At 40.7% G+C, this 26,495-nt stretch carries 24 protein-coding genes; 15 read left to right on the top strand and 9 right to left on the bottom strand.

The features are described 5' to 3' along the window. Positions 1-63 precede the first annotated feature (63 nt). The 3 genes from ACXAFE_RS20645 to ACXAFE_RS20635 all read left to right on the top strand — a co-directional run bounded on the left by ACXAFE_RS20645 (position 64) and on the right by ACXAFE_RS20635 (position 3,512). Positions 64-1,086, top strand: a complete 1,023-nt coding sequence (locus ACXAFE_RS20645; RefSeq protein WP_475157387.1) for a winged helix-turn-helix domain-containing protein — start codon at positions 64-66, stop codon at positions 1,084-1,086. Between the two features lie 139 nt (positions 1,087-1,225). Further along, positions 1,226-1,984: a DsbC family protein gene (locus ACXAFE_RS20640; protein ID WP_475157385.1), complete on the top strand. Its 759-nt coding sequence runs from the start codon at positions 1,226-1,228 to the stop codon at positions 1,982-1,984. A 418-nt stretch (positions 1,985-2,402) separates the two neighbouring features. Then, on the top strand, positions 2,403-3,512 hold the full coding sequence (locus ACXAFE_RS20635; protein WP_475157383.1) for an OmpA family protein: 1,110 nt from the start codon (positions 2,403-2,405) through the stop codon (positions 3,510-3,512). A gap of 54 nt (positions 3,513-3,566) precedes the next feature. Here ACXAFE_RS20635 and ACXAFE_RS20630 read toward each other — a convergent pair whose 3' ends face one another. Together ACXAFE_RS20630 and ACXAFE_RS20625 are read right to left on the bottom strand one after the other, a co-directional pair. Further along, complete coding sequence (locus tag ACXAFE_RS20630; RefSeq protein WP_475157380.1) at positions 3,567-4,502, bottom strand: sodium-dependent bicarbonate transport family permease; 936 nt, start codon at positions 4,500-4,502, stop codon at positions 3,567-3,569. Between the two features lie 3 nt (positions 4,503-4,505). After that, positions 4,506-4,724, bottom strand: coding sequence for a hypothetical protein (locus tag ACXAFE_RS20625; protein ID WP_475157375.1), 219 nt, complete (start codon positions 4,722-4,724; stop codon positions 4,506-4,508). 124 nt (positions 4,725-4,848) lie between these two features. On the opposite strand from ACXAFE_RS20625, the gene ACXAFE_RS20620 reads away from it, so the two are divergent. The 3 genes from ACXAFE_RS20620 (at position 4,849) to ACXAFE_RS20610 (ending at position 7,206) form a co-directional block, all read left to right on the top strand. Beyond that, positions 4,849-5,781 carry a LysR family transcriptional regulator gene (locus ACXAFE_RS20620; RefSeq protein ID WP_475157373.1) on the top strand — a complete coding sequence of 311 codons (933 nt, stop codon included), beginning with the start codon at positions 4,849-4,851 and terminating at the stop codon, positions 5,779-5,781. 290 nt (positions 5,782-6,071) lie between these two features. Then, on the top strand, positions 6,072-6,566 hold the full coding sequence (locus ACXAFE_RS20615) for a hypothetical protein (RefSeq protein ID WP_475157369.1): 495 nt from the start codon (positions 6,072-6,074) through the stop codon (positions 6,564-6,566). A 31-nt stretch (positions 6,567-6,597) separates the two neighbouring features. Continuing rightward, positions 6,598-7,206 (top strand): superoxide dismutase, encoded by a 609-nt coding sequence (locus tag ACXAFE_RS20610; RefSeq protein WP_475157366.1) that lies wholly within the window; start codon positions 6,598-6,600, stop codon positions 7,204-7,206. A gap of 52 nt (positions 7,207-7,258) precedes the next feature. Here the strand turns inward: ACXAFE_RS20610 and ACXAFE_RS20605 are convergent, their stop codons facing one another. Beyond that, positions 7,259-9,211, bottom strand: a complete 1,953-nt coding sequence (locus tag ACXAFE_RS20605) for a hypothetical protein (RefSeq protein WP_475157363.1) — start codon at positions 9,209-9,211, stop codon at positions 7,259-7,261. 198 nt (positions 9,212-9,409) lie between these two features. Between ACXAFE_RS20605 and ACXAFE_RS20600 the strand changes: the two genes are divergently transcribed. The 4 genes from ACXAFE_RS20600 (at position 9,410) to ACXAFE_RS20585 (ending at position 12,556) form a co-directional block, all read left to right on the top strand. Further along, on the top strand, positions 9,410-10,453 hold the full coding sequence (locus ACXAFE_RS20600; RefSeq protein ID WP_475157361.1) for a ChaN family lipoprotein: 1,044 nt from the start codon (positions 9,410-9,412) through the stop codon (positions 10,451-10,453). Between the two features lie 144 nt (positions 10,454-10,597). Continuing rightward, positions 10,598-11,086 carry a hypothetical protein gene (locus ACXAFE_RS20595; protein ID WP_475157358.1) on the top strand — a complete coding sequence of 163 codons (489 nt, stop codon included), beginning with the start codon at positions 10,598-10,600 and terminating at the stop codon, positions 11,084-11,086. A gap of 63 nt (positions 11,087-11,149) precedes the next feature. Then, entirely contained in the window at positions 11,150-11,452 is a 303-nt protein-coding gene (locus tag ACXAFE_RS20590) for a hypothetical protein (RefSeq protein WP_475157353.1), read from the top strand. A 54-nt stretch (positions 11,453-11,506) separates the two neighbouring features. Next, positions 11,507-12,556, top strand: coding sequence for a hypothetical protein (locus ACXAFE_RS20585; protein WP_475157349.1), 1,050 nt, complete (start codon positions 11,507-11,509; stop codon positions 12,554-12,556). 44 nt (positions 12,557-12,600) lie between these two features. On the opposite strand, the gene ACXAFE_RS20580 is transcribed toward ACXAFE_RS20585, so the two are convergent. Beyond that, positions 12,601-13,209, bottom strand: coding sequence for a glutathione S-transferase family protein (locus ACXAFE_RS20580; protein WP_475157347.1), 609 nt, complete (start codon positions 13,207-13,209; stop codon positions 12,601-12,603). A 71-nt stretch (positions 13,210-13,280) separates the two neighbouring features. Here ACXAFE_RS20580 and ACXAFE_RS20575 point away from each other — a divergent pair, with 71 nt between their 5' ends. Both ACXAFE_RS20575 and ACXAFE_RS20570 read left to right on the top strand, forming a co-directional pair. After that, positions 13,281-14,201 (top strand): LysR family transcriptional regulator, encoded by a 921-nt coding sequence (locus ACXAFE_RS20575; protein WP_475157343.1) that lies wholly within the window; start codon positions 13,281-13,283, stop codon positions 14,199-14,201. A gap of 412 nt (positions 14,202-14,613) precedes the next feature. Further along, the gene (locus tag ACXAFE_RS20570; RefSeq protein ID WP_475157340.1) at positions 14,614-17,031 is read left to right on the top strand and encodes a TonB-dependent receptor; all 2,418 of its coding nucleotides are present in this window, start codon (positions 14,614-14,616) and stop codon (positions 17,029-17,031) included. A gap of 109 nt (positions 17,032-17,140) precedes the next feature. Here the strand turns inward: ACXAFE_RS20570 and ACXAFE_RS20565 are convergent, their stop codons facing one another. Next, the gene (locus ACXAFE_RS20565) at positions 17,141-18,034 is read right to left on the bottom strand and encodes a LysR family transcriptional regulator (protein WP_475157336.1); all 894 of its coding nucleotides are present in this window, start codon (positions 18,032-18,034) and stop codon (positions 17,141-17,143) included. A 109-nt stretch (positions 18,035-18,143) separates the two neighbouring features. Between ACXAFE_RS20565 and ACXAFE_RS20560 the strand changes: the two genes are divergently transcribed. After that, complete coding sequence (locus ACXAFE_RS20560; protein ID WP_475157333.1) at positions 18,144-18,779, top strand: NAD(P)-dependent oxidoreductase; 636 nt, start codon at positions 18,144-18,146, stop codon at positions 18,777-18,779. Between the two features lie 144 nt (positions 18,780-18,923). On the opposite strand, the gene ACXAFE_RS20555 is transcribed toward ACXAFE_RS20560, so the two are convergent. The 4 genes from ACXAFE_RS20555 to ACXAFE_RS20540 form a co-directional block, all read right to left on the bottom strand. Beyond that, the gene (locus ACXAFE_RS20555; protein WP_475157328.1) at positions 18,924-19,217 is read right to left on the bottom strand and encodes a hypothetical protein; all 294 of its coding nucleotides are present in this window, start codon (positions 19,215-19,217) and stop codon (positions 18,924-18,926) included. Positions 19,218-19,286: 69 nt separating this feature from the next. Then, complete coding sequence (locus ACXAFE_RS20550; protein ID WP_475157325.1) at positions 19,287-19,895, bottom strand: glutathione S-transferase family protein; 609 nt, start codon at positions 19,893-19,895, stop codon at positions 19,287-19,289. Between the two features lie 13 nt (positions 19,896-19,908). Then, positions 19,909-20,958, bottom strand: a complete 1,050-nt coding sequence (locus tag ACXAFE_RS20545) for an NADP-dependent oxidoreductase (protein WP_475157321.1) — start codon at positions 20,956-20,958, stop codon at positions 19,909-19,911. Between the two features lie 35 nt (positions 20,959-20,993). Then, positions 20,994-21,668, bottom strand: coding sequence for a type 1 glutamine amidotransferase domain-containing protein (locus ACXAFE_RS20540; RefSeq protein ID WP_475157319.1), 675 nt, complete (start codon positions 21,666-21,668; stop codon positions 20,994-20,996). A gap of 174 nt (positions 21,669-21,842) precedes the next feature. On the opposite strand from ACXAFE_RS20540, the gene ACXAFE_RS20535 reads away from it, so the two are divergent. Continuing rightward, positions 21,843-22,724 carry a LysR family transcriptional regulator gene (locus ACXAFE_RS20535; RefSeq protein WP_475157315.1) on the top strand — a complete coding sequence of 294 codons (882 nt, stop codon included), beginning with the start codon at positions 21,843-21,845 and terminating at the stop codon, positions 22,722-22,724. Between the two features lie 619 nt (positions 22,725-23,343). Next, complete coding sequence (locus ACXAFE_RS20530; protein WP_475157313.1) at positions 23,344-26,460, top strand: M43 family zinc metalloprotease; 3,117 nt, start codon at positions 23,344-23,346, stop codon at positions 26,458-26,460. The last annotated feature ends 35 nt before the right edge of the window (positions 26,461-26,495 follow it).

Here is a 26,495-nt window from a genome sequence, read left to right as displayed (position 1 = left end):
TTAACCTTGTTTTATCTTTATAACACTAAAGAAAAAGCAAACAGATGCTGTTAAGGACAATTTATGGCTATTTATCAATTTCTCGATTTCACGTTTTGCGCAACAACATTTGCCTTAACGCAATCAGGTAAAGAAAAGCCAATTCGCCCTAAAACTGCACAGGCACTGCTGTTTTTTTTAACACAGCCAGAGCAATTGATATCAAAACACGCATTGTTTAAGGCACTGTGGCAAAGTGAAGACGTGCAAGACTACCGCCTTTTCCAAGTGATCAGTGAATTGCGTAAACTTGCACCAGAGCATCCCCTTATTCGCACCCAACCTAATCAAGGTTATATTTGGCAAGCCACAGTAACACAGGTAACGCCGGTTCAAAGAGCACAGCTGCCTTGGCGCGCCATTGCTGCTGGCCTAACCTTAATGGTATCTACAATTACCAGTGCTATGTGGGTATCACACAGCGATACACCGCCTACAACAAATTTATTGCCAGCAATGAGCAGCTATTCAAATGCGCTAATCGCTTTTCAAAAAAGTGATTTGGAGGTTGCCGAAAAATGGCTTAACTTTAGTTTGCAAGAAAATCCCCACTCCATAGAGGCGCAACTATTACTCGCTGAAGTGAAATTACACAAAAAAGAGCTAAATAAAGCAAATCAGCTAGCGTTTAAGATTATTAATCAAACGCCAACTTCAGATTATTATCGTACGCAAGCACTCGACCTATTAAGCCGTATATCATTAGAAAACAGTGAAATAAATGATGCACTCAACTATGCAATTGAAAGTAAAGCGCTACTTAACCCAAGTATAGCAGTGTGCAGTAGTGAAGTAGTAAACCAGCGTATTGTGACAATTATCACCAACAAACCAGCAACTGCAAGCACAGCTCAGCACAACCCGGTTAACAGAGAATCTCTTATTGCAACAATAGTGACAAATAACAAGCAGCAAGCCAACACAGAACAAAATGCTGAGCACCTGGCGCTTTGCCACCAACTAAATCAGCCAACTAGTTTTAATTTCACAAATAGCACCTTGCATAATGATATTTTTGGCTCACGACAACGCACTATGCGCACCTAAAAAAACCTTACCCAAATAACTGTAAGCCATTAATAGTAAATGAATTATAGTTATTTATAGATGATTATAGATAGTTTTAAATGCGTCAAACGCTGCTACCTAGTAAGTTGGCTTAATCCAATTTTAATAGGCTAGTTATATGCAATCAGTTAATCGAATTATCGCGTTATTATTCACACTTTCACTCTTTTTTTGCGCTGCGTTTGTGCACTCACAAACAGTGCAACCGCTCGAAAATAATCACTCGACTCTTGCAGCGATAAAACAAAAGCTGCTTGATTTACTCGATGAAAATACACAGTTTTCCGTCGAGCCCTATAACAATGATCTCCACTTGGTCACGACACAAAACCATACGTTTTTCGCCAGTCCCGATGGTAAATATTTGTATTTAGGACAAGTTATCGACACCGAAAGCAAAATAGACCTAACTGAATTAGTAAAACAGCAGCAACGTGTAGCACTTATCAAAACCTTGCCAAGAGATGCTCTGCTTAGCTACAAAGCGAGTAACGAACAGCATGTCATCACGGTTTTTACCGATATCGATTGCCCGTTTTGTCGTAAGTTGCATGGAAAAATAGAGGAACTCAATCGTCAAGGCGTTACGGTTGACTATGTAATGATCCCACGAGGCAAAGTCCGCAGCAGCGCATTTGAAAAAACCGCCGCAGCACTGTGTGCCCGCAATCCACAAGAAGCAATGAACCAAGCAATGCAAGTAGGTCGTTACCAAGGTAATGTTACAAACGTCTGCGAGAATAACTTAGTTACACAGCAACAGCTGGCACAGCGATTTGGTTTTAGTGCAACACCTACTATTTTGCTACAAAATGGTGAAGCTATTTCGGGGTTAATCAAAACCGATGAGTTACTACAGCGATTAGCAAGTATTTAGCATTTTCCCTTTGTTATATTACTTTACCAAATTATAAATTGAGGGTCTGTTGAACCCTCTTTCCCCATTGCCGTTCGGTTTATAAACACATTGTGTGTAATACCATTATCTAATCATAAAACCACAACATAGTGCTGTTTTTTGCTTTCAAACCAAGCTTGTACCGATTTACAATATCCCCTGTGTACCATTGAGCAATGTAAAACTTACAAATTGCAACTTTTTTACCGAGTAACTCTTTACACAGTTAGTATTAAAAAACTAAGAAGCCTTATTAATCCATTGAAATATAAATGAAAAATAATAGGCATAAAATTTGTAAGCCAGTTCGTAAAAAGCAGAACGAACATATTTACTTCGCCACTGCAGCAATCTACTAAACTAAATGACGTTTACATGAGAAAACGGAGATCATTAAATGAAAAAACACACTCTTGCGCTATCTATTTTGGCAGCTATAACAAGCATGCCATCACTTGCTGAAGATAAGGAAATCTGGCTTGGTGGCTTTGCCGAATATTACTATGCAGACAAAGATAAATTCCAAGCTATGCCAAAAGATCGCATTGATTGGGGTTGGGGCTTAGAACTTGGCGAACGTTTCACTCCGTCATGGGGTGGTCGTTTTGAATATGCACGCATCGACTTAGAAGCATATCCGGGTCAAGAAAGTATTGACGGTCATCGCTACGGTTTAGATGCGATGTTCTTCCCATTCCAAGGCAATTCATACGTATTTGCAGGTTTAAAACACGAATCACTTGATACGGGTTATAACCTGGGTAATTTAGGTGTAGGTATGCATTGGCCAGTAGCCGACAAATGGAAAGTGATCACAGAAGTGGCGGCTTACCATGACTTTGGTGAAAATCATAAAGATTACAGTGGTAAACTTGGTCTGCTTTATCAGTTTGGCGGTAACAGTGCGCCTGCAACCGAAGCGCCTAAAGCAGCGCCGGTAATTGACAGCGACAACGACGGAGTTATTGATGCAAACGATCAATGCCCGAACACAAAACAAGGTGTACGTGTCGACAGCACTGGCTGCGCTATTGTACTTGATAGCGATAACGACGGTGTAAACGACAACGAAGACAGATGTCCAAATACACCAACGACAGATAAAACAGACGCACAAGGGTGTACACTGTTTAAAGACATGCAAGACAGCATTAAATTAGCGGTACAGTTTGATAACAACTCAAGCGAAGTACTTGATCCAAACAGCACTGACTTACGCCGTTTTGCTGACTTTATGAAAAAATACCCAGAGCAAAATGTACAAATTGAAGGCCACAGCTCTGCACCAGGTAACGCGGTTTATAACCTGAAACTGTCAGAAAAACGTGCCAAAGCAATTAAGCAGGTGTTAATTGACACATACGGCATTGATGAATCACGTATTAGCGCTGTAGGTTACGGTGAAACGCGTTTATTAAACGACGCAAACACAGCTGAAGCACACAGTGAAAACCGTCGCATTGAAGCAAAATTGATGGTTGAAAAGCGTGTAAAAGTTACGCGTTAACACTAGTAAAAATTAAAAAACGGCGAACTTAGGTTCGCCGTTTTTATTTTACGATTATTTTGCCGCAAGATATTCTGCAAACGTGATAAAAAATGGCACACCAATCAGTACGTTAAATGGAAAGGTAATACCTAAAGATGCGGTAATCGACATACCAGCATTGGCTTCTGGCAGGCTTTGTTTCATGGCAGCAGGCACCGCAATATAAGACGCACTTGCGCCAAGCACCGCCATTAATGCAATACCACCGCTACTTAGCCCAAGCATTAACCCGAGCCCTGTACCCGCAAGGCCACCAATCATTGGCATAAGTACGGCAAAGCTAATTAAGAACACACTGTTCTTTTTAACCGACACAAGCTGTTTGCCTGCGATTAGCCCCATTTTGAATAAAAACAGCGCAAGAATGCCCGAAAAAAGTTCAATAAAGAAAGGCGATAATTTAGCAACACTTTCACCACCCAAATAACCAATAATTAAGCTCCCGAGCATGAGAAGAATGCTTGGATTCGCCACAAGCTCTTTTTTAACAAATTCACCGTTGATGATTTTCAAGCTGCCTTTTGCTAATACTAAGCCTACAATAATTGCTGGCATTTCTAATAGAACAACAAACAGCGGGAAGTATGCCTCATACGAAATATTGTTCGCTTCAAGAATAGCAATTGCAACAGCATACGTGGCCACACTCACCGAGCCATAATGTGCAGCAATTGCGCCAGCATTAATTTTATCGAGCTGTCCGAAATAACGCAAAATTGGGTATGCGATTAACGGTAGAATAAGGCCAAAAGCAACTACTGCCAGTGACATTGTAAGTAACGCGGGGTCGATATGTTTTTGCAGTGCAAGGCCGCCTTTTAAGCCAATCGCAATCATCAAAAACATGCTTAGTGACTTATACAGCCCATCAGGAAATCCTATTTTGGCACCTAATAACTGACTAACGATACCCAGAATAAAAAAAGCGACAACGGCATCAATAATCATGGTTTATTTTTCTCCCACGCGTTGCATATAGTGCTCTGCGGCAGGTCGAGACAAGCCTAGCTTGTTGCGTGCGACTAACTGTGAATAAAGTGAAAAGCTAAACAATAACGCTGCAACAATAACAAATGCCAACTGAGGCTGACCAATTTGACTGCTTAGCGCGTAAAACACCAGCAGCATTGCACAGGTAACGAGAGACAATATAAAACTTCGGTTCTTCATTTTACTTTCCCATCTATTAAATTAAGCGACAGAAAAAAGTTTACACACCGTTTTAATTAGATAAAAATAGATATTAACTATGTTTAGATTATATTTTTATCTAACCAAATGTTTTGGAATGAGTATGGCATCACGATTACACGCGCACATAGGCACCTTTCGTCAACTTGAAATTCTACTAGCCGTATTTGAAGGTGGCAGCATTAAAGCTGCAGCAGAATCATTATTTTTGACCCAGCCTACGGTCTCCATGCAACTTAAAAAATTAAGTGAAGCCATTGGCTTACCGCTTTATCAACAAGTAGGACGGCAACTTAAATTCACCGATGCGGGATTGGCAACAGTGGCAACAAGTCGTCAAATAATGCAGCAATGCGAAGCGCTTGATATGCATTTATCTAACTTGCGAGGACTTAAGTCGGGTACGCTTCGTATCGCCTGTGCCACCACAGCAAAATACTTTATTCCACACTTATTGGGCCCTTTTTGTAAGCGTTATCCGGGAATCGACATTCAATTTACCGTTGCTAACAGACAGCAAGTCATTGAGCGATTTGAACAAGGGGTAGATGACTTTTATGTATTCAGTTACGTGCCGCAAGAGCTTGACCTTGAAGTTATTGAGTTTATGTCAAACGACCTTGTGGCAATAGCCAATGCGGATCACCCGTTTGCAAAACGCAAACAGGTTTCATTAGAAGAGTTTGCAGCGGAAAACTTTATTATTCGTGAAGAAGGCTCAGGTACACGCTACGTTACCGAGCAGTTTTTTAAAGAGCACCAAATAAAACCTAATGTTCGTATGACGATTGCCAGTAACGAGGCGATTATCCACTCAGTGCTTTCTGGCATGGGCGTAGCCATTTTATCAGCTCATACATTAGCATTTGGCGACAGCTATAATGTAAAAGTGATTAACGTATCGTCATTACCTATTCAATCCAAGTGGTCTTTCTCTTGGGCCAAATCGCAGCAGCTTTCGCCCATTGCCAAGGTATTTTTAGATTACGTGGAAACTGAAGGTAAAGAGATGATGACAAAAGCCATTCGCTTGTAGGCAAACGCAAAGCATACATTGCAATGCACTTGTTAAAGCACGCCACTCCATAATTACCAGCACAAATACACATAAGCAAATACCAATATGGAGCAAGTGCTAACGTTACGTGAGACATTTTTCAAACCACCAAATCTTACGCTACTATTCGTTCAAAACACATGAAAGTCCGACAATTAACGCAATCTGCTACCAATCTTACTACTTCATCCCATAGCTAAAATCAAATTACCGCTTGAAATAATTTAAATATTAATGATAATGGTTTTTATTTGAGTTAACTGTTTGAGATGCCCGATACTAAAACCTGTATTCATAACGTGATGCAAATTTGGCAACAGCATGTATCAAAAGGCAACCAAGCTTTCGATAGCTGCCAGTTTTCTTACGCTAATCTCTTTTATGCCGATTGTTTAATTGCGTTAGAGCAAATAGAGGCAGAAATCGAATCTGATTCACCTCCACCAGAAGCATGGATAGTAGATCAGTATATTCCCGCTGTAGTGGTGTCGTATTTAAACTTAGTAGATTCCAATATCGCACAGCAAAATATTAACAACGCCTGCGATCTGTTAGTTGAAGGCTACAAAAGCGTATGCAAATGCGCCGCGCATATTTTTACTTCAACCCAGTCTTCGCATCAGCTCATCGTATTAAAGCATCTCTCACAACTAAAGCACCATTGCTTTGTTTTACTAAAGCAATATGGCGACGATACGAATATCGTCAGCAAGTTAAATACCATCATGAACACAATCAGTGCTCAAAACAACACGATTCACTAGCGGATAACGCTAAATTATAAAGGAAAAAAATATGGCATTTACACTACCGAACCTCGACTATGCATATGATGCATTAGAGCCGCACATTGATGCAAAAACAATGGAAATACATCACACTTTGCATCACCAAACTTATGTGAATAAAGCTAACGAAGCGCTAGCAGGTTCTGAGTTTGAGCAAAAAAGTGATGAATGGTTGCTGGCTAATATTGCTGCTTTACCTCACTCATTGCAGGGGGCTGTAAGAGATCATGTAGGTGGTCATCATAACCACAGCTTATTTTGGCAAGTGATGTCACCCACTGGTGGTGAGCTTCAAACGGGGGAACTTAACAATGCGATTACTGCAACATTTGGCTCATTTGATGCGTTCCATGATCTGTTTGTTAAAGCAGCATTAACTCGCTTTGGTAGTGGATGGGCATGGCTTGTTGTGAATGCCAAGGGTGAACTAGCAGTGACGAGCTCTGCAAACCAAGATAGCCCCCTAATGAATAACGAAACACCAATTTTAGGTTTAGATGTGTGGGAGCACGCCTATTACTTAAAATACCAAAACCGTCGTCCAGAATACATTAGTGCATTTTTCAATGTAATAAACTGGCAAGAAGTAGAGCGCCGCTATTTAGCTTTAATCTAATCTCGATAAAAAGGCTTACCAAATGGTAAGCCTTTTTAAAGCAAGTGATTATCTATAACACATTTAGCGTTTTAGTACCTGAAACAACTTCAGTGCCGCCTTTAAGACGATATTCATAGTTAAATGTAATGCTATTCTTATTTTGCTCAGTATGGTCATCAAACCTATAATTAACATTGTCTAGCTCAACTACATAATATTGGCCTTCCTCCAACGTTGTATATAACTTAAGGTTTGATGCATACCCTTCATTAGAGATATTTTCATTCATTGCTAGCGATGTCGCAAAATGCTTACTCACTTGTATTTCGCCATCCTTAACAAGTCTATATCGATAAAATAGCTCTGATTCTTGATTATTAATCACAGATTTAATTACTGAAATATCTAAATAATCTAAAGATTTCATGTTCAAAGGTAAGAAAAGCCTTGCGCGTTGAGCACTAACCGCACTGTTATCAACAATACCCGCTGAATTACTTTCTACCAAACGCTGACCTTGACTAAAACCGTTGTTATTATCAACTTTAACAGCATCAATACTAAATTCATCATCATACTTAACTATTTCAAAATCATTTGAAAAAGATCTTGAATACAATGTGCCATCCTCGGCAGATTTAAGGTTTCTCACAGTATACTTATAGCTACCACCAGTTAATGGCTGTTTCGGTGTAACAACCAGTAAATTATTGCCATACAACAATTCAGCGTTCACTTCTTGTTCAACATTTGAACGCTTTATAAGCGTAGTCCCTGGTGGAACCATATCATTGTCACTAGCATTACCTCGCGTAATGGTGATAACTTCCTTATTTACTAACTCAATTGAATCTTCGCTCAATTGCACTGGATGAGACAAAAATAAATTTAACGAATCGTCTTCAGAGTTAATAAAATTACTAAGAGATTGAAAATAGTAATTTGAACCCACATCAATTTCATCTAACAAAATTACTAAATTAAGTTCTCCAAGTTCATCTAAGCTATAATCTCTACTGCTGTTTTTCGAATTTTGAAAATTAACATCAATGTCATTTTGATTTGGTATTACCTTTACATAACCAGCTTTATAGTTCACGTCATTAGACTTAATATCCGAAAAGTTAATTTTAATTTCAGACGATCCTTTGTATGTATATCTATATGCGTTTTTCTGTGCATCAAACATTAACGCTTGAGGAAGCTTATACTTGGACGTAACAAAAAGCGCTTCATTATCAATAACAGGCTCGTTTTTATTATTCAATAGCGTTATGTTAACCGGGAACTCATAACTTTCCGCTGTTTTCTTTGCATAAACAACATCCGCATCACTAAGTTCTTGTGAATAAATTTTACTTGTAAAGCTTGAGTACCCAAATAAGTAATCGCTTACTCCGTCATTATCTATATCACCGTCAAAATCAATTTGATAATTAATTTGAGCAGCTAAAGGTAATGAATATAATCCTGTTTCCTCATTGTATGTTGCCACAATTCTGTTATCGATTTTCTGTTCAGGATAATAATTAGTTAGGTAAGTAACTATAGGATAGCTAACAGCTACGTCTTTAACTGATTGATTTTGGCTGTCCAGAATACTAAATTGAGCAACAGAAGCTTGGTATAAATATTGCTGCCCCAAGCTTTGTACACTGCTTTGGCCTTGTGTTACCGTGGACGTTTTAAATGAGAAAATACGTTTTACATATTTACCATCGTCAGATGTTACATCAATTAAGACATCGCTATTGCCTGGCAAATCATCTATAACAATTTGTCCATTTGCTACTGTTAATTCATCAGACCATTGCGTACCGACTTTATAACGAGCGCTCACGTTTTGAACCATTGTACCGGATGCATGGTCAACTAGCTCTAGCACTACTTGCACCGTTGCTGGAGTTTGTTCACTTTGCTCTATGACTATCGTCTCTTTTGAATCACTGTCTTCGACTTTTAAGCAGCCAGATAATGGTAATGCGGCAGTTACGGCCAACACTATCGCTGATTTCTTAAACATTTTATTCCTTAATCCTTGTCTAAAATCAGACGAATCCTATCAAAAAAAGCCTTATTTTTACAGGATAATCATTGAGTTAATTTACATTAAATAGAATGAAAATATCACTAAACCAAATAGAAATAATTCTCACTACGAGTTAAGATATATGTTTCATCCCAGAAGCTAGATTTTAATAAAATATTTAAGGATTTCCGTTTGAATAAAAAACAAAAAATCATCATTTTACTTATCTCGCTGCTTGTCAGCGCATGTGAATCTATCAAACTTTCACAAACCAATTCGAACTTAATTCCCATGAAAAGCAACCAATGGCACTTAGCTTCACCGCTAACAAGCTTGTATGATTATCAACTGATCGATGTGCGTTCAGGGCAGCCTAAGGCTGTTGATTTAGCAAAAGACGTTGGCGGGTTGAGCGATTATGACGTGATATTTATTGGTGAAAATCATCGCCATCCAGGTAATCATTTAGCACAGGCAAACATTTATCAAGCGCTACTGAAAACTAACCCTAAAATCATCCTTTCGTTAGAACAATTTGAGCGAGATACGCAAACATACCTAAATGCGTATTTAAATGGTGAAATTGGTGAGTGGTCATTACGCCACTTTGGCCGTGCATGGGATAATTACCAAAGCAGTTATCGCCCCCTTGTTGAAATGGCAAAAGCACATGGTTTACCTGTTATTGCTGCTAACGCACCGAAAGATACTGTGGTATGTACTGGAAGACATGGCTTAGAGATACTAGACAACTTACCAGAAAAACGAAAACATCAAGTGGCACAGTCGTTTTATACACCAACCGAGGGGGCTTACTTTAACAAGTTTACTGCCAATATGGGGCACAGTCAGGAAACAATTAAACCAAGTACGTTAAATCGCTATTTTGCCCAAGTTGTTCGTGACGATACCATGGCTGAATCAATCCATAATGCATTAGAAAATCACCCAAATCACAAGCTAGTGCACTTAAATGGCCATTTTCACTCTGCATCGCACCTCGGTACCGTTGAGCGGGTAATACAGCGAAAAAAGCGAAAAGTCGCGGTGATACAACCTATTTTAGTAGATAACCCCAGCGCTCCCTCATTTTCAGTTGATGATATGAACAAAGGCGATTACCTATTGTTAATTCACCCGCTGCCAGAGCAAGTTAAAACTCAAGAAAACCGACGTATTTGGATGCAAACCGTATTTAAACGCTCCGAACAAGACTGTACTTTCGGCACTAAATAAGCCTAATCTAAGCTGTTAGATAAAACGTACAAATTAAAGGGTAAATAGTTGTGGAGCGTAAATACGTTGCAGGCACACTGATTGCCCAGAACTTAGTTTAAATTATTACGCCACGTTTAAATAACGCAGGATTTAAAGCATATTATGAGATTTCTAAAAATTTTCGCTGTTTTTTCGCTACTTTTAACCTCATGGGTTAGTGTTGCCGAAACTGCAAAACCAACATTAACCGTGGGTCAAACACTCTCGTTACCCGAGCTTAATGACCAATTTGATAAAAAACAGGTACTTTTACCTAGTACAAAGTGGCTGGTACTCAGTCACGATATGGATAGTAGCAAGCTTGTTAAAGCGGCATTTGAGAATAAAAAAAGTGATGATTTATTGGCTGCAAATGTTCAATACTACGCCGATATTAGCGCCATGCCGTCACTTATTAGCCGTTTTATTGCTATTCCTAAAATGAAGAAGCTCACTTATCCGGTAATTATGGATAAAGAGGGCAACGCACTAAATGCTATTCCCAAAAAAGATGATCACGTTACTGTATTAACACTCAATAACGGCAACATAACGCAAGTTAATATAGTGGACAGTAGCAAGGCATTAAAAGCCCTTATAAAGTCCTTTTAATTTATTTACATATGGCTTAACATTAAATAATAATGATTATCAATTGCAATTTAATATTAAGCCATGTTAAACGAATTCATTACTCGCTCGTGCCCATGCTGCAACAAGCCGCTTAAACTAAGTGACCGCCTTGAATTATTAAATCGCGAGCCACTCAACTGTAAGTATTGCGCTAAGCCGCTTAAACCAAATGTAAACATCACTTTGTTTAACGTATTTTGGCTAAGTATGAGCATTTCATGGCTAATTAAAAATACCACCAGCTTAAATTATTTATACGCTCTCGCGGCGGCACTATTTACCGTCAGCGTGTTTCTGCCAGCGCTCGATCTGCTCTTTACACTCGAACCAGATGAATCAGACTAAATCAACAAACGCCTAATCAAAATCTTACGTTTCCCTATTTTCTCAAGGATTATCATGAAGTACTTTGCTATTATATTAATTGCTGCCTGCTTAGCTGCATGCGACTACTTACCGAAAAATGCGACGCTAAATCTATCGCCAGAGCAAATTAGCCAATTACAAACACAGCTACAGCCAAGCGAACAGGTTGTCGCCGATGCACTCTCAACCTATCAATTTGTTGCACTTGGTGATGCCCATTACTATCCTGGTTTTATGCCGGCAATAAGTAACATTATTACCTCACCAAAAGTTGTATCGCAGCAGCCAATTATTGTGTTGGAATTTGGCAATCAAAATTACCAAAAATATATAAATCAGTATATTAAAGGTGATGCTGTTGATGAGTCACAGCTAAAACACGTACTGCGCGAAACCCTCTATTTCACCGCATGGCTTGGCGACGGGTATAAGGAGTTATTGCAATCGATAAGAGCCATAAACCAAACATTACCCGATGACAAAAAACTAACGGTACTGTTAGCAGAAAAACACTTTAACTGGGAAAATGCCACCGCCGAGTCGTGGCAGCGTGCTGCATCGAGCAAAGTAGGTGGCTTTTACGATACACTCAAACCGATTATTCAGTCTAACCAAAAAGCTATTTTAGTGTTTGGCGGTTTTCACTTATTAAAAGCAACGCATCCGGAAACGGTTAATCAGCACGATTTATCGCTGGTTTCCCGTATCGAGATGGCTAAACCTAACTCAGTATTTACTGTGTGGCCTGTTATTCAAAACGTGTTGTATGACGTGTTGCCTAATTCAGGCACGGCAAAAATTATTAAGCTAGACGATAATTCCGTCCTCGCCGATATCCCATTTCGCGACATAATGCCAAAAGCGCGACCTATGCTTAGTAAAATAAACAGTAAAGATGCGACACTTCAATCACTTGCCGATGCCTTGCTGTATGTGGGTCATACTAAACGCGATATGACATTTTCAAAAGATGTGATGAGCGATGAAAAATGGATAACAGAAATGAAAAAGCGTGTTGCGATTATAGGTGGCAAACTCGAAACCCGCTTTAATTCGTTACTTACCGATAATCACATCAAGTAGCGAGTTACACCGTACTAAGCATGTGTTGTTAGTACGGTGGTAACTTAAATATTTTGTAAGGTTTCTGATTGTGGGAAAGTCGTTTGTAATCGCTGTTTATAAACCTTAAATTCAGGGAAACGTGTAAACAGCTCAAAACTTAACACCTGCCCCCAGCCCAAGACCACCGCAAAATATAAATCTGCAAGGGTTGGTTTTTCGCCTGCTAAATAAGGCGATTGAGCTAATCGTTCTGACACAAAATTAAGTAACTTAATAATCTCTTCTTCCGCGTTTTGTTTAACCGAATCATGATCCGTTGATACTTTTTCCGGATGAAATATTTTAGTGAAATGGCCATGCAAACTACTGGCAACCAAATTTAACCACTTTAACGCTTCCATACCACCAACACTTGCTAAATCTGGCATTAGCTGTGCATTTTTATGCTTTTGCGACAAATAAATTAAAATCGCTTCGCCCTGCGTAAAGGTATGGCTGTCATCTACCAATACTGGCAATTTACCAAGCGGGTTAACGGCCAAAAAGTCGGCGTTGTGTTGCGCGCCTTCAAATAGATCCACCACCACAGTTTTATGTTCTGCACCAATAACTTCTAGCGCCATTTTTACCGCAGAAGAACATGAGATTTGAAAATGATAAAGGGTATACATAGTTAGCATCCTGTCTAGAGTTAAATTAATTACCGCACTCACTTTACGCCACTTTAGCACTAAAGAAATTAGTGATTTTCGCATTTTTATTGTGCAATAATGCACAGATGAACTTAGATGATGATTACCAATACATAGTTGCACTTTATCAGTCGGGTACCTTATCGGGCGCTGCCAAGAAACTTAAGGTTAACCACACAACCGTTTCACGGCGTATTCAAGCATTTGAGAATCGCTTTAAGGTTAGGCTGTTTGAACGTGTGCCAAAAGGCTATCAGCTAACGGAAACCGGCAAAGCGGTGTTACCTGATATCACGTTGCTAAAAGAGCAGCAGCGCAATATTGAACGCAAATTATTCGGCCAAGATCAGCAGCTAAGCGGCGAGGTAAATATAGCCTTAACACCTGAACTAGCTAACGATTTTGTGGTACCCGCACTTAACGAATTCAATTCACGTTATCCCAATATTCAAACCAACTTATTAATAGGTTCAATGCACAAAGACTTGCACGCCAGAGAGGCTGATATTGCACTGCGATTCACCCCAGCACCGAGCCAAGACGACCTCATTGGCAGAAAGCTGTTTGCATCAAATTGGGGCGTCTATGCAAGTGATGATTATTTAAGTACCTCACGTGCAAAGCATCGCGTATTATTGTGGGAGTTAGAATTCGAAGCCGATTGGCATAACAAATACTTGCCAAGTAGCAATGTGATCGCGCGATTTGATCAACTCGGCCCGCTTGTTACCGCGACTAAAAATGGCTTAGGTATTGCAAAATTACCCTGTGGTTTAGTCGATTCACAACCACATTCAAATCTTTACCGCTTAGATATACCGGTAAAACCCTCAATTTGGAGTTTATGGTTGCTGTATCATTCTGATTTAAAAACGGCAGCAAAAGTCACCGCAACCAAAGACTTTTTATATCAGCATCTATCTCAATTTGCGCACTACTTTTCGGGCGAACATTCACGCTATTGGAAATAAAGCAATTCACTTTACAATGTTACCAAAAAGCCGGAACTGATTGCGGCTTTTAGTGTTATATAACGGTTTAAATTACACCCTAATTTGTTTGACCCACAAATTTAATGTTATCAATCCAAACCGCATCATCTGACTCCGCAACCGATGAATCTTTAGTATAACGCCATTCATTCTTTGTCAGAAAAATACAGGTGTTTATTATTTGTATGGTTCGCATTAAGTAGATATAACTGCACTTAACCAAAATCCAAAACATCGTCTCATCAGCTTACACAGCTCATAAATAGCGCTCATTTGTTAATAACGTTAACCGTTACTTTTATTAATGTTAAATGTCACATTGAACGATTGAATACGACAAATGATTACAGTTATCATTTGCATCTTAGTTATAAATACAATTATCTAAACAATGAAATCATTTAATCTCTCGCTTATTGCACTGTCATGCGCAGCGCTTTTACCAACTTCAGTAGCCTTTGCTAATAACCAAACAACAGCTAAAAACAACGACGACATTGAAGTTGTCAGTGTTTATGGTCGCCAAAATAAAGTGGTATTGAACTCGGGCCTTGCTACTAAATCGAATATGTCGTTAATGGAAACCCCAGCAGCTGTAGTGGTGGTTGACAGTGAATTGCTTAACTCGCAACTTATCGACAATTTACAGGATGCTATCAGAAACATCAGTGGTGTAACCCAAGCTGGTAACAACTACGGCATTGGCGACAATATAGTGATCCGTGGCCTTGGTGCTAACTACACATACGACGGCATGTATGGTGGCGCGGGCCTTGGCAACACCTTTAACCCTACCCGTTCTATGACCAATGTTGAGTCAATCGAAGTATTAAAAGGCCCAGCAACCGGTTTATACGGCATGGGCAGTGCTGGCGGTGTTATTAACCTAATTGAGAAAAAGCCAGAGTTTGAAGCCTCTCACACCATGACCGCCGATTTAGGCCAGTGGAATACCTATGCGCTTGAACTTGACTCAACAGCAGCAATCAACGACGATCTCGCTTATCGTGTATTAGTTAAATCAGCGCGCAGCGATGGATATCGCGATTTAAACAACGACCGCGACGAAGCCTACCTCAGCTTCAAGTACGTATTTAGCGATAGCCACGATATAATGCTTTCGACAGCCTATATTAAAGATGGCATTGCAGTTGACTCAATCGGTCACCCTATTCGCATTTATAATGCCGAATCGGTCGGCGGTAAAAGCGCAGGTGACGTAAGCTGGACTGACTTAGTAAATGACCCTAACGGGGTTGGTATTCAGCTGAGCGATGCACAAAGACAACAATTGGCAGAGTCACTTGCAGCTAACGATGGCTTAACGCCATACACCTTTGGTCATAATGGCATTATTTCACCGATGGCAAAAGACAATGAAGGCGAAGAGTTCCGTGTAAAGCTAACACATAATATTAACTTCACTGATAATCTCTACTTTAACCAGCAATTACAATACCGCGACTACGATTCAGGGTTTGCCCGTCAAACTGGTGCCTATAACTATGTGTATTGGAATCGTCGCGGCACCATAAATGCTGATCCGCGCGCACCACTGGTCGTTGACGGTGAGCTGTTCCCATTTGCTGCAAGACGTCAAGAATACCGAAAAGTAACTGCAAATGAGCAATCGTTACAATATTTTGCTGATTTACGTTACGACTTCTCAATTGGTGATATCGACAACGAGTTACTAGTCAATGCAAATTATGAAGATCGCGACATTCGTTTTCAGCAATATTCAATCTATGACGCTGATAAAGTAATTAAAGATAAAGATGGCAACACAATTTATCGTGGTCAATTACCGTATATTTTTGATATTCGCACACCTAATTGGGGCGCTGGTAGCTTCGAAGATTATGATCCGCTTAAAACCGCTAACTACAATAAAGAGGTCAGTGCTTGGGGTTTAGGTATTCAACATGTCGGTTATTTTGACTTTGGGTTAACCACGCGTATTGGTGTGGCATTTAATGAAATCACTCAGCGTTATGCGCACTTTGGTGTAGACCCGCGTTACCGCGCAAGTGCCGCTGAGCCAACGCCAGAGCAAGATACCTCTGATAGTGGTATGACTTATAATTTAGGTGCAACCTACCTTGTAAATGACGACTTGTCGATATTTGTAAACCACGCAAAAGGCCGAACTGCCTACAGTGTGCTTGGCACTATCTACGGCAACGAAAGTGACCGTAAAGATTCGGAATCTATCAGTAATGATATTGGTATGCGTTATAAAGCACTCGATGATCAACTGGTCGCATCATTAGTGATATTTGAATCTAGCCGCACTAATTTACGCTACAACAACCCAGATTTTGACGAAGGTGTTTCAGCACCAAATGTACCGCGCTACTTCTATGATGGTAAAGAAGAAACAAACGGTATAGAACTTGATTTAAATGCTTATTTAAATGAGCAGTGGAAGCTAAATATCAATGCGGTGTATCAAGATGCCCGTGATAACGATGATGAGCGACAAAAAGGCGTGCCGTATGTTACCGCGGGTGCTTGGTTAACTCATTCGAGCTATGTTTTTACCAGTGAAAGCCCGATTGAGTTTAGCCTAGGCGGCATCTATGTTGATGAGCGCAGTACAAACTCAAACTCCTTTGGTATTCCTGACGGTTATGTACCAAGTTATACCGTGTTTGACGCGGGTATTGCTTACCAAGCTGAAAACTGGGGTGTACAACTTAAGTTAAATAACTTATTCGACAAAGTGTATTACGAAAAGGCGATGTTCTTAGGTGGTATGCCTGGCAAAGAGCGTAATGCCCAATTGCGCTTTAATTACCGCTTTTAAAACTGTGGTCTCGGGTGAAGTTAACACATATACAGCTAACGTAAATTAATTTAGCCTAACCTGAGAGCATAATCATTATGATAACCAAGGGATCTGAACATTCAGATCCCTACTTGTTTGGCAAAATATCCTGCGGCCAAGAATCCGATACAAAATCGATAAATGCGCGTACAAGCGGAGATTGATAACTTCGCGATAGATACACGGCCCACAACTGACTCGCTTCAAGTGAATACTCAGTTAAAATAGGCACAAGCTGTTGTTGCTGTATGTAACTGCGAGCAATATCAAACGGCAACCATGCTATTCCGGCACTATTTATCGCCGCGTGCACAATCGTGGTTACATCATTACACACGAGTGGCCCAGCCACCTTCACTTCAACACGTGTATTGCCATTAAAAAAGCGCCATTGGTTATGATTTAAATGCACCAAACAAGGGTGTTCTGTTAATTCATCCGGTGTTAAAGGCGCACCATGTTTTGCCAAATAACTTGGCGAAACACAAACACATGCGCCAATTTTCAGAAGTGGTCGTGCAATCAAGTTTTCATCTGGTGTATTTGTATACCTAAGCGCAATATCAATACGCTGTTCGACTAGATTTGAAAAGCTATCGCTGGCGTGAATATCGACCGTAACTCGCGGGTGTTGCGCAATAAACTGGCTAACTGCGTCTACTAACATAGTTTGTGCAAAACCAATTGGACTCGAAATTCGAATGGTTCCTGACAACTCTGTTTTATTTGCAATACTTTCAGCCACCAGCGCACTGGTTTCATTCAATATTCTCTCAAAACGGATTAATGCGCGCTCGCCTTGTTGAGTCAAACTTACTTTACGGGTTGTCCTGTGCAGTAAACGCTGCTCTAACCATTGTTCTAGCTCTTGAACATGACGCGACACTTGCAAGCGACTGAGTCCCAGGCGTTCAGCTGCTTTGGTAAAGCCTGCCAAGTGTGCAACTTCAACAAAGCTTTTTATTGCATTGATACGATCCATAATTAGCAACCTTAATTGATACAATCTATTTCAATTTACACTGATTATTTCATGATAGTTTTCTTCTAATCTAGGCACAACGAAATCAAACACATTGTGAGGAAAAAATATGAAACTCGTTGTTTTAGGTGCATCAGGTTGGATTGGTAGCCATATTGTCGCAGAAGCAAAATCAAGAGGACACCAAGTTACTGCACTGGTGCGAAACCCCAAAAACTATGACGTGACCGATGTTAACGTTAAACCATTCGATTTAACCGATAACAGCTCCCTTTCAGACGTAATTACGGACGAAACCATATGTGTTGCAGCCATAGGTGGCCGTGCATTGGGAAATCACAACATAGTGGCAGACACCGCAAGGCGATTACTGAGCGAATTGCCACATACCACTATTGAGCGACTGGTTTGGGTGGGCGGTGCAGGTTCATTAACCGTTGCATCAAATGTAAAGCTGGTTGATACGCCTGAGTTTCCCGCAGAATACAAAGATGAAGCGATTGCTCAAGGCGAGGCATTAACGGTATTTCAGCAAACAAAAAGCCCATTAAACTGGACATTTATTTGCCCTGCCGCTGAAATATTCCCTGGCGATAAACAGCAAAATTATCGCGTAACAGACGACCAACTATTAGTTGACGAACAAGGCCAAAGCCGTATTTCTGTCACTGACTATGCCGTTGCGTTTGTTGATGAGCTAGAAAAAGCAAAATACCTGAATCAGCGAATTGGTGTGGCTTACTAAACAAAGTTCACTCATTGGGTTACACCAAGTTGATGTAACGCCGCGTCTAAATAAATAGCCCAAGTTCTGGTTAAGTAAAAGCCTTGTCGCGTATTAGTGCGACAAGGCTTTTTGTATCGAAAGGTTTAAGCTTGGATTTTTTGGCTAAAAAAAGCCATTTTCAAAATCCATCGCATGGTCTAAATCATCAGGAAAATAGAATAGCCAACCTTGCGTTTGCTTTTCTACCAGCAACATATTAAGTAATTTAATGCTTAAGCTGTGAGCTTGTAATTGATCAACCCCGAAGGAAAACGTTTCAAATTTGAAGACTTTGATTGTTACTTTACAGCGAAAATCGCCACCGGGTTCTGGATCAGGTTCTGGTAACCCTATTTCAATGGTTAAGTCTAAAAAGTCCCCTTTAGGGCTTTTTGCTACATAGTGACTGCTAATCATAAACGTTATTATCAATAAAAAAACGCGACCAGTTTAAATCATGGCCGCGTGTTTTTGTATCACTAATCGTTAGCCAAATGAACGTGCTTTTTGATATGCCTCTCGGCTGTGTACATTTGCCAAATAGCGCGTAATGTTATCGCGGTTTTCAAGCAAGTTTAAATTAGCCGCAAACTCTAAGGTGATTGTCATCATAATATCCGCGGCGGTAAATTCGTTACCAGCAAAATAGGTTTGCGTCGCAAGTACGGCATCAATATAACCTAAATCTAGGTTAATCTCTTTTGCAATATAGCCATCCATTGGGTTAGTGCCATCACGTTTTTCCATTTGCATTAACAAGGTAGCAATAATTGGCAAGCCTAACGAGCCTTCAGCAAAATGCGACCATTCAAGATACTGGTAATAACTTTTTGTGCCTTTTTCTGGGCGCAAACGCTGCGTTTCGTCTTGATCGAGAATGTACTCCATAATGGCACTTGATTCGCAAATTATGACGTCGTCGTGTTCAATGATTGGCGCTTTATTTAGCGGATGAATTTCACCCAAACTAGCGGGTGCTAATCGCGTTGTTTCATCACGTTTATGATGTTCAATTTGATATGGCATACCCAGTTCTTCAAGTAACCACAATACGCGTGTTGAGCGTGATTGATTAAGATGATGTACTTTAATCATAAGCAACTCCTATTTATTCTGTATCCAAGTGTTCTGGGCCAACTTGCACAACCAATTTGCCAAAGTTCTCGCCCTGCAATAAGCCGATAAATGCCGAAACTGCATTTTCAAGACCGACTACTTTGTCTTCTTTATATTTGATTTGCCCTGATACTAGCCATGGCACCATGGCTTGTTGAAATTCGCCATAGCGATGACCGTAGTCATCAAATACGATAAAGCCTTGCATTTTTATGCGCTTAACAAGCAAATTGCCCATTAGTAAACCAAGGCGATCTGGGCCAGGTGGTAAATCCGTTGCGTTGTATTGTGCAATTAAGCCACACAATGGAATACGTGCTTTAGTGTTTAACAGAGGTAGTACGGCATCAAACACTTTTCCGCCCACATTTTCATAATAAATATCAATACCCGACTCACACACTGTTGCCAGTTGTTCTGCTAAATCCGCATCATGGTGGTTTAAACAGGCATCGAAGCCTAACTCGTTTACAGCATAATCACATTTTTCTTGGCTACCTGCGATACCAACCACTTTGCAGCCTTGCAGCTTACCAATTTGACCAACAAGGCTGCCGACCGCCCCAGTTGCTGCCGCAACAACTAAGGTTTCCCCTGCTTTTGGTGCGCCTATGTCCATTAACCCCATATACGCGGTTAACCCTGGCATCCCCAGCACACCTAACCCATAGGATGGATTGGCCATTGCACTATCTAACTTGATTACGCCCTCTCCATTTGAAATGCTGTAATCTTGCCAACCACCAAATGCGACGACCAAATCACCTGTTTCAAACCCTTTTAAATTGGACTCTTCGACGCGACAAATACTGCCGCCAACCATAACCTCGTTAATCGCCACTGGCTCTGCGTAAGACTTTGCGTCACTCATTCGCCCGCGCATATAGGGATCGAGCGATAAGTAAATAGTGCGCAATAACATTTCATGGTCACCAACATGCGGTAGGCTGTTTTCTACTAAATTAAAATTCGCTGGTGTTGGTGCACCATAGGGGCGCGACGCCAAAGTAACTTGGCGGTTTACTGTGCGATTTTGCTTCATATTAAATCCTTCTTATTTAACAGGGTATTGGCTTATTACTCAGCCAATAGCTTTGCCAAAAACTCACCTACAGCATGTGCGCTCGTTGGGTTTTGCCCGGTAATGACTCGCTCATCTTCAATTACAAACTCGCCCCAAGGCTGAACTTTGCTATATTGCGCGGCTTTACGTGTTAGTGCTTCTTCAAGTAAGAACGGAATATCATTGATAGTGCCAAAATCGACCTCTTCTTCACGGGTAAACGCGGTTACTTGTTTATTCGCAATTAATGGTTCGCCGTTACTCAATGTGATAGGTAACAATGCCGCAGGACCGTGACATACTGCAGCAATAATGCCACCTGCTTCATAATGTTTAGCCGCCATACTCGCAACTTCTTCATTGCTCGCTAAATCAGACAGCAACCCAAAGCCACCTGGGTAAAAAATTGCATCGTAATTATCAATATTAACTTGCGATACAGGCACCGTATTGTTGATCTGCGTTTGGAATGACGCATCACCAAGTACTTTGTTGTTCACATCATCGCCCTCGATATCTGTGCCATAAAGCGGTGCCTTGCCACCATTAATTGATACAATATCAAACGCAATTCCGTTGTCGTTCAATACGTGAACAACATGCGTAAGCTCTGGCGCATAGGTGCCGTTTGCTTGGTCGGTTTCACCCAATGTTGCGTGATTTGTTACTGGAATAAGTACTTTTTTCATAATAAATACCTTTATTGCGTTTTAATTAGTTAAAACCACTTTATATTGTTTCTAATTTAATGATAATTACCTAAATCAGTTAAACTCTTTTGCTATTTAGCAACAATCAACGCGAACGTGTGCTTTATCATAAAAAACGTTAACTTAACGCGGGCCTTAATATGGAGTCATTATATGGACAGTTTTGAAGGTATATTTGAATTTGTTGCCGTTGCCGAAAGCGGTGGTTTTTCAGCTGCCGCTAAAAAGTTAGCTTGCTCCACCAGTCACATTAGCCGACAAGTATCGCGCTTAGAAGAGCGTTTAGGCTCACGTTTGCTTGCCCGCACCACGCGTCAAATCAGCTTGACCGAAAACGGTGAGTTTTATTATCAGCAATGCAAATACCTAGTAAATGGCTTACAACAGGCTAATGAACAAGTTACTCAGCAGCAGTATCAACTTAACGGAACTCTTAGAGTAAGCGCTGCAGGTGGCTTTGCTGAGAACTTTGTCGCGCCCGCACTTATGACGTTTGCCAAAGATCACCCTGAGCTGTCCATTGATATCGACTTTAATAGTCGCATGGTTAACTTTATAGAAGACGGCATTGATTTTGCAATTCGCTATGGCGAATTACATGATTCAAACCTTATCGCGCGAAAACTAATTAGCCGCTCTATGATGCTTGTTGCAAGTCCCGAGTATTTAGCCAAGTACGGTACACCAAATCATCCTAACCAATTAAAAAGTCACCGCTGCATTTTGGCAAACAGTGATCACTGGACCTTTAATATTGATGGGATTAAGCAAAGCATTAAAGTAAGTGGCAACTGGCAAAGTAACAATTCAAATGTAGTACTTGATGCATGTGAACAGGGCTTAGGAATAGCCTATATGCCAGACAGCACCTTTACTGAATCAATTAAACAAAACAAGTTGGTGCCCATATTAGCGCCCTTTTGTATTACTGGCGCAACGAGTTGGATTGTATATCAAAACAAGCAATTTATGCCACTACGTGCACGCCTTGCGATCGATTACTTATTGGAACATTTCGCTAAATGGCCACATTAATAAAAACGACTATTTAGCGCTATGAAATGGCATTAAAATATCTTAATGCCAGTTTGAGTCGCTTTATCGCTAATGCATATTCTCACTATGATTTTAAGGTAACAACATACTATTGATGTGTGATAAGCCAGCCGTCTTTTATTAAGAGCTGCCTACCGGATGAATGATGTATCGCTTGATAAGACTGCTGATCATGTAAACAAACTCTTATCTTGCCCAGACAACAGATGCATTACGAGTGCTTTCACCTTTGGTTTATCTCGGCCTTTTGCATAACCTAAATTAAATTGATCTACTAAAGGTTATGCTTTCAAGTTTTACGAAAGATCGCTTAAAAACATTCAGCTAGCACAATTTTAATGCATAAATTATTTATCAGACACCATCAAAATGTGCGCTAAGACCAAGCTAAATTAATACGATAGAACTCATCACTTTGTATATTTTATGTAAAATTTTTGAAAACAACCTTTTAATTGGCGCATTTTGTGTATATTGTATACACGCAGATCAATTGGATAGTGATTAATTAATGCAGTAGGGATTTTATGAATTCAGGTTAATACATTCTTTAAAACAACGAATAAGTACTCAAGATATAGAGTGCGAGGGAAATCAAATGTTTAATAAAAATAAATGTACGGCGTTATTGTCGTTAGCGCTCACTTTACCCACAAGTGCTGCTATTGCTGGCACAATTCAACTACCTTCAACACAAGCACAACAACTCTTATTTGATAATAAAAAAACAGCTACCCATATCTGTGGCACCGACGATAATCACCAAGACTGGCGTGCACTGCAAAAACTAAACAAAGAGCAATATGCGACTTTCGCGCAGCTAAAACAGTTACACCCAAGTGCTGTTGATCAAGACCTCGCTTCGGTTGTGGCTGTAGGAAATGGCGTACCAGGCCGCTATTATATTCCTGTAGTGGTTCATGTTTATGGCGATACCTATAACTGTACCGATGAAACTAGCAATTGTTTAACCGAAGAAAAAATCATTGATGCGCTCAATAAAAGTAATGAAGATTTTTTAGGCACAAACACGCAAGATGGGCCTATCGACCCACTTTTCCAAGCAATTAGAGAAAATCTGAACATTGAGTTTGTGCTCGCCAAAAAAGATCCAAATGGTAATGCAACAAACGGCATTGTTCGCTACGCAAATAAATCAGGGTATGGTAATGGCTCAGGTGTCGACGACCAGATTGCGGCCGATGCGTGGGATAATTTCAAATACATGAACATTTATATCCAGCAAGATCTCTATGCAGACGGCGGCACAACAAGTTCTGGTGTCGCCTGGTACCCAAGCTTGTCGATGTCTGAAAACGGCCTTGCACGTGTTGTTTATAATGGTAATTATCTTGGCAGCAACACAGGTGAGAACTTTCGCTCAGTATTAACCCACGAATTTGGCCACTGGCTCAATTTGCCACACACTTTTGATGGTGATGTGTGCTCTGTGCATCAAGAAGCATTTTGTACCGCTACCGGCGACAACAACTGTGATACGCCTCAAATGAGTAGCAGCATTTTACAGAACAATGCACTTAACTGTTTAGGTCAAAAAACAAATACCGAAAACTTCATGCACTATTCTGACAACTACGCCATGTTTACTAAAGGGCAAGTTCAACGCATGACAGCCGCACTGCATGGGCCGGCACGTAAAAGCCTATGGAGTAATGAAAACCTTATCGCAACAGGCCTTGAAGAATACACTTCTGACGCTGACCATTATTGGGATGGCAGTGGTTTAGATATTGCCCCTGAAGGTAATACCCTAGAGTCATTTAACAACTTGTCAGCCAACAAAGGCGAGTCGGATAATTTTGAAGTGACCATTCCCCAGGGCACTGAAGCCGTTGCTTTTTACTTAGACGGGTACACTGAAGATCCTGATTTATATGTATCTCGTGGTAGTGCACCAACAAAAAATGGTGATAAGTGGAATGCCGATTTTATTTCATTTAAATCAGCAGGCGTACCAGAGCTAGTTACTGTGTCAGCGCCATCAATTAATGCAACTTACCACAGCACGGTTGATGCCTTTACTGCATACACTAATGCACGTTTACAAGTTATTGCAGTAGATGACGCAACCCTTTGCAATAACTGCGAAAGGATATTTTTAACAGAAGAAACCAACCTCTCAGCGAATAAAGGGGATGCGGTTAAGGAATATCAGTTTACCATTCCAGACGATGCAATTCGTACTGTTGTAGTATTACCTGGCGGCTACCAGGGCGATCCTGATATGTACGTAAGTGTTGATGCAATACCAACAACCAGTACCTTTGACTGCGGTCCTTTTAGCGCACCCAGACACAGTGAGTATTGCGAGCTGCCAGCTGGCGGTGGCACACTTAATGTGATGATAGATCCCTTCTTGGATTATAGCGGCGTAACTTTACGCGCGTATTATGAACGCACTGCCAACGCAACTTTACCTATCGCTGAAGCGAACGGTGCCTACAGCGCGCAAATTGGTGAAAGTGTTACCCTGATTAGTAATGGTTCCAGTGACAGTGACGGTACCATTGTCAGCTATCAATGGGATTTAGGAGACGGTAACCAAGCAACTGGTGAGACAGTAAATCATACTTATGCGCAAGTCGGTGAATACTCAGTGACTCTGACCGTAACAGATAACAACGGCAATACTGCAAGCGATACTACTACGGTAACAATTAACGACACCAACAAAGCACCTATTGTAGTGATTTCTGATTCAGTCACCGCACAGCTTGGTGAATCTGTCACTTTCTCTGCTGCTGGCTCTTCCGATGATGGTGAAATTACGCGCTTTGAATGGCAATTAGGTGATGGCACCACCAAAACAGGCGAAACAATTACCCATACCTATTCGCAGATTGGCAACTACACAGTTACCCTAACCGCAACAGATAATTTAGGTGAATCCAGCAGCGCAACTACGTCGGCAATTATCAATGACATAAGCTATTGCGATGCATCGGGTAATACCAATTATGAATGGATTGAATCAATCACCTTAGCAGGCACAACGCACAGTAGTGCAAAAGAGGGATATGGCGATTTCACAAGCATTTCCATGCCACTGATTGTCGGCAATAACTCGGTTGCGCTTACAGCTGGCGGTAATTATACCGAGCACTGGACTGCCTATATTGATTTCAACCAAAATGGTACGTTTGAACAATCCGAACAAGTTATTGCCAACCTGTCGGGTAAAAACACAGTGACCAGTGTGATGGCAATCCCTGCTAGTGCAAGTGGCATCACAACGCGCATGCGTGTCATTATGAAATATAATGGTGCAGCCACATCTGCCTGCGGCGCTATTGGTGATGGTGAAGTGGAAGACTACACAGTATCAATTTCAGAACCGGTTACGCCAATTTTAGAGAACGCATGTGCAGTACAGTCACCAGTGACATCAGGTCGCTTAGAAAATGGTAAAGCAACTTGTTTAGGTGCCAATAGCACCATGTGGTTTAGTCTAGCTGATGCCAGTAGCCACGATACAGTAACCATTACAGCAGGCCATGGTACCGGCACGCTCAATGTGTTCTATAAAAATAGTGGCTGGCCAAGCGAAAGTGATAACCAAGGAGCTGCCAGTGGTGAAACATCGTTGTGTTTTAGTACTGCCGCGGGCAGCGAATACTGGTCATATATGAAAGTCACAGGTGGCGCAGAAGGTGCAACCATAAAAGTAGAATACGATGCGCCAAGCTGTCAGTAATGATTTGCGCTCACTTTACACATAAAAGGGTCAAG

It is taken from the genome of Pseudoalteromonas sp. ABV4_021 (assembly GCF_056159365.1).
This window is presented reverse-complemented; position numbering and strand designations above follow the sequence as displayed.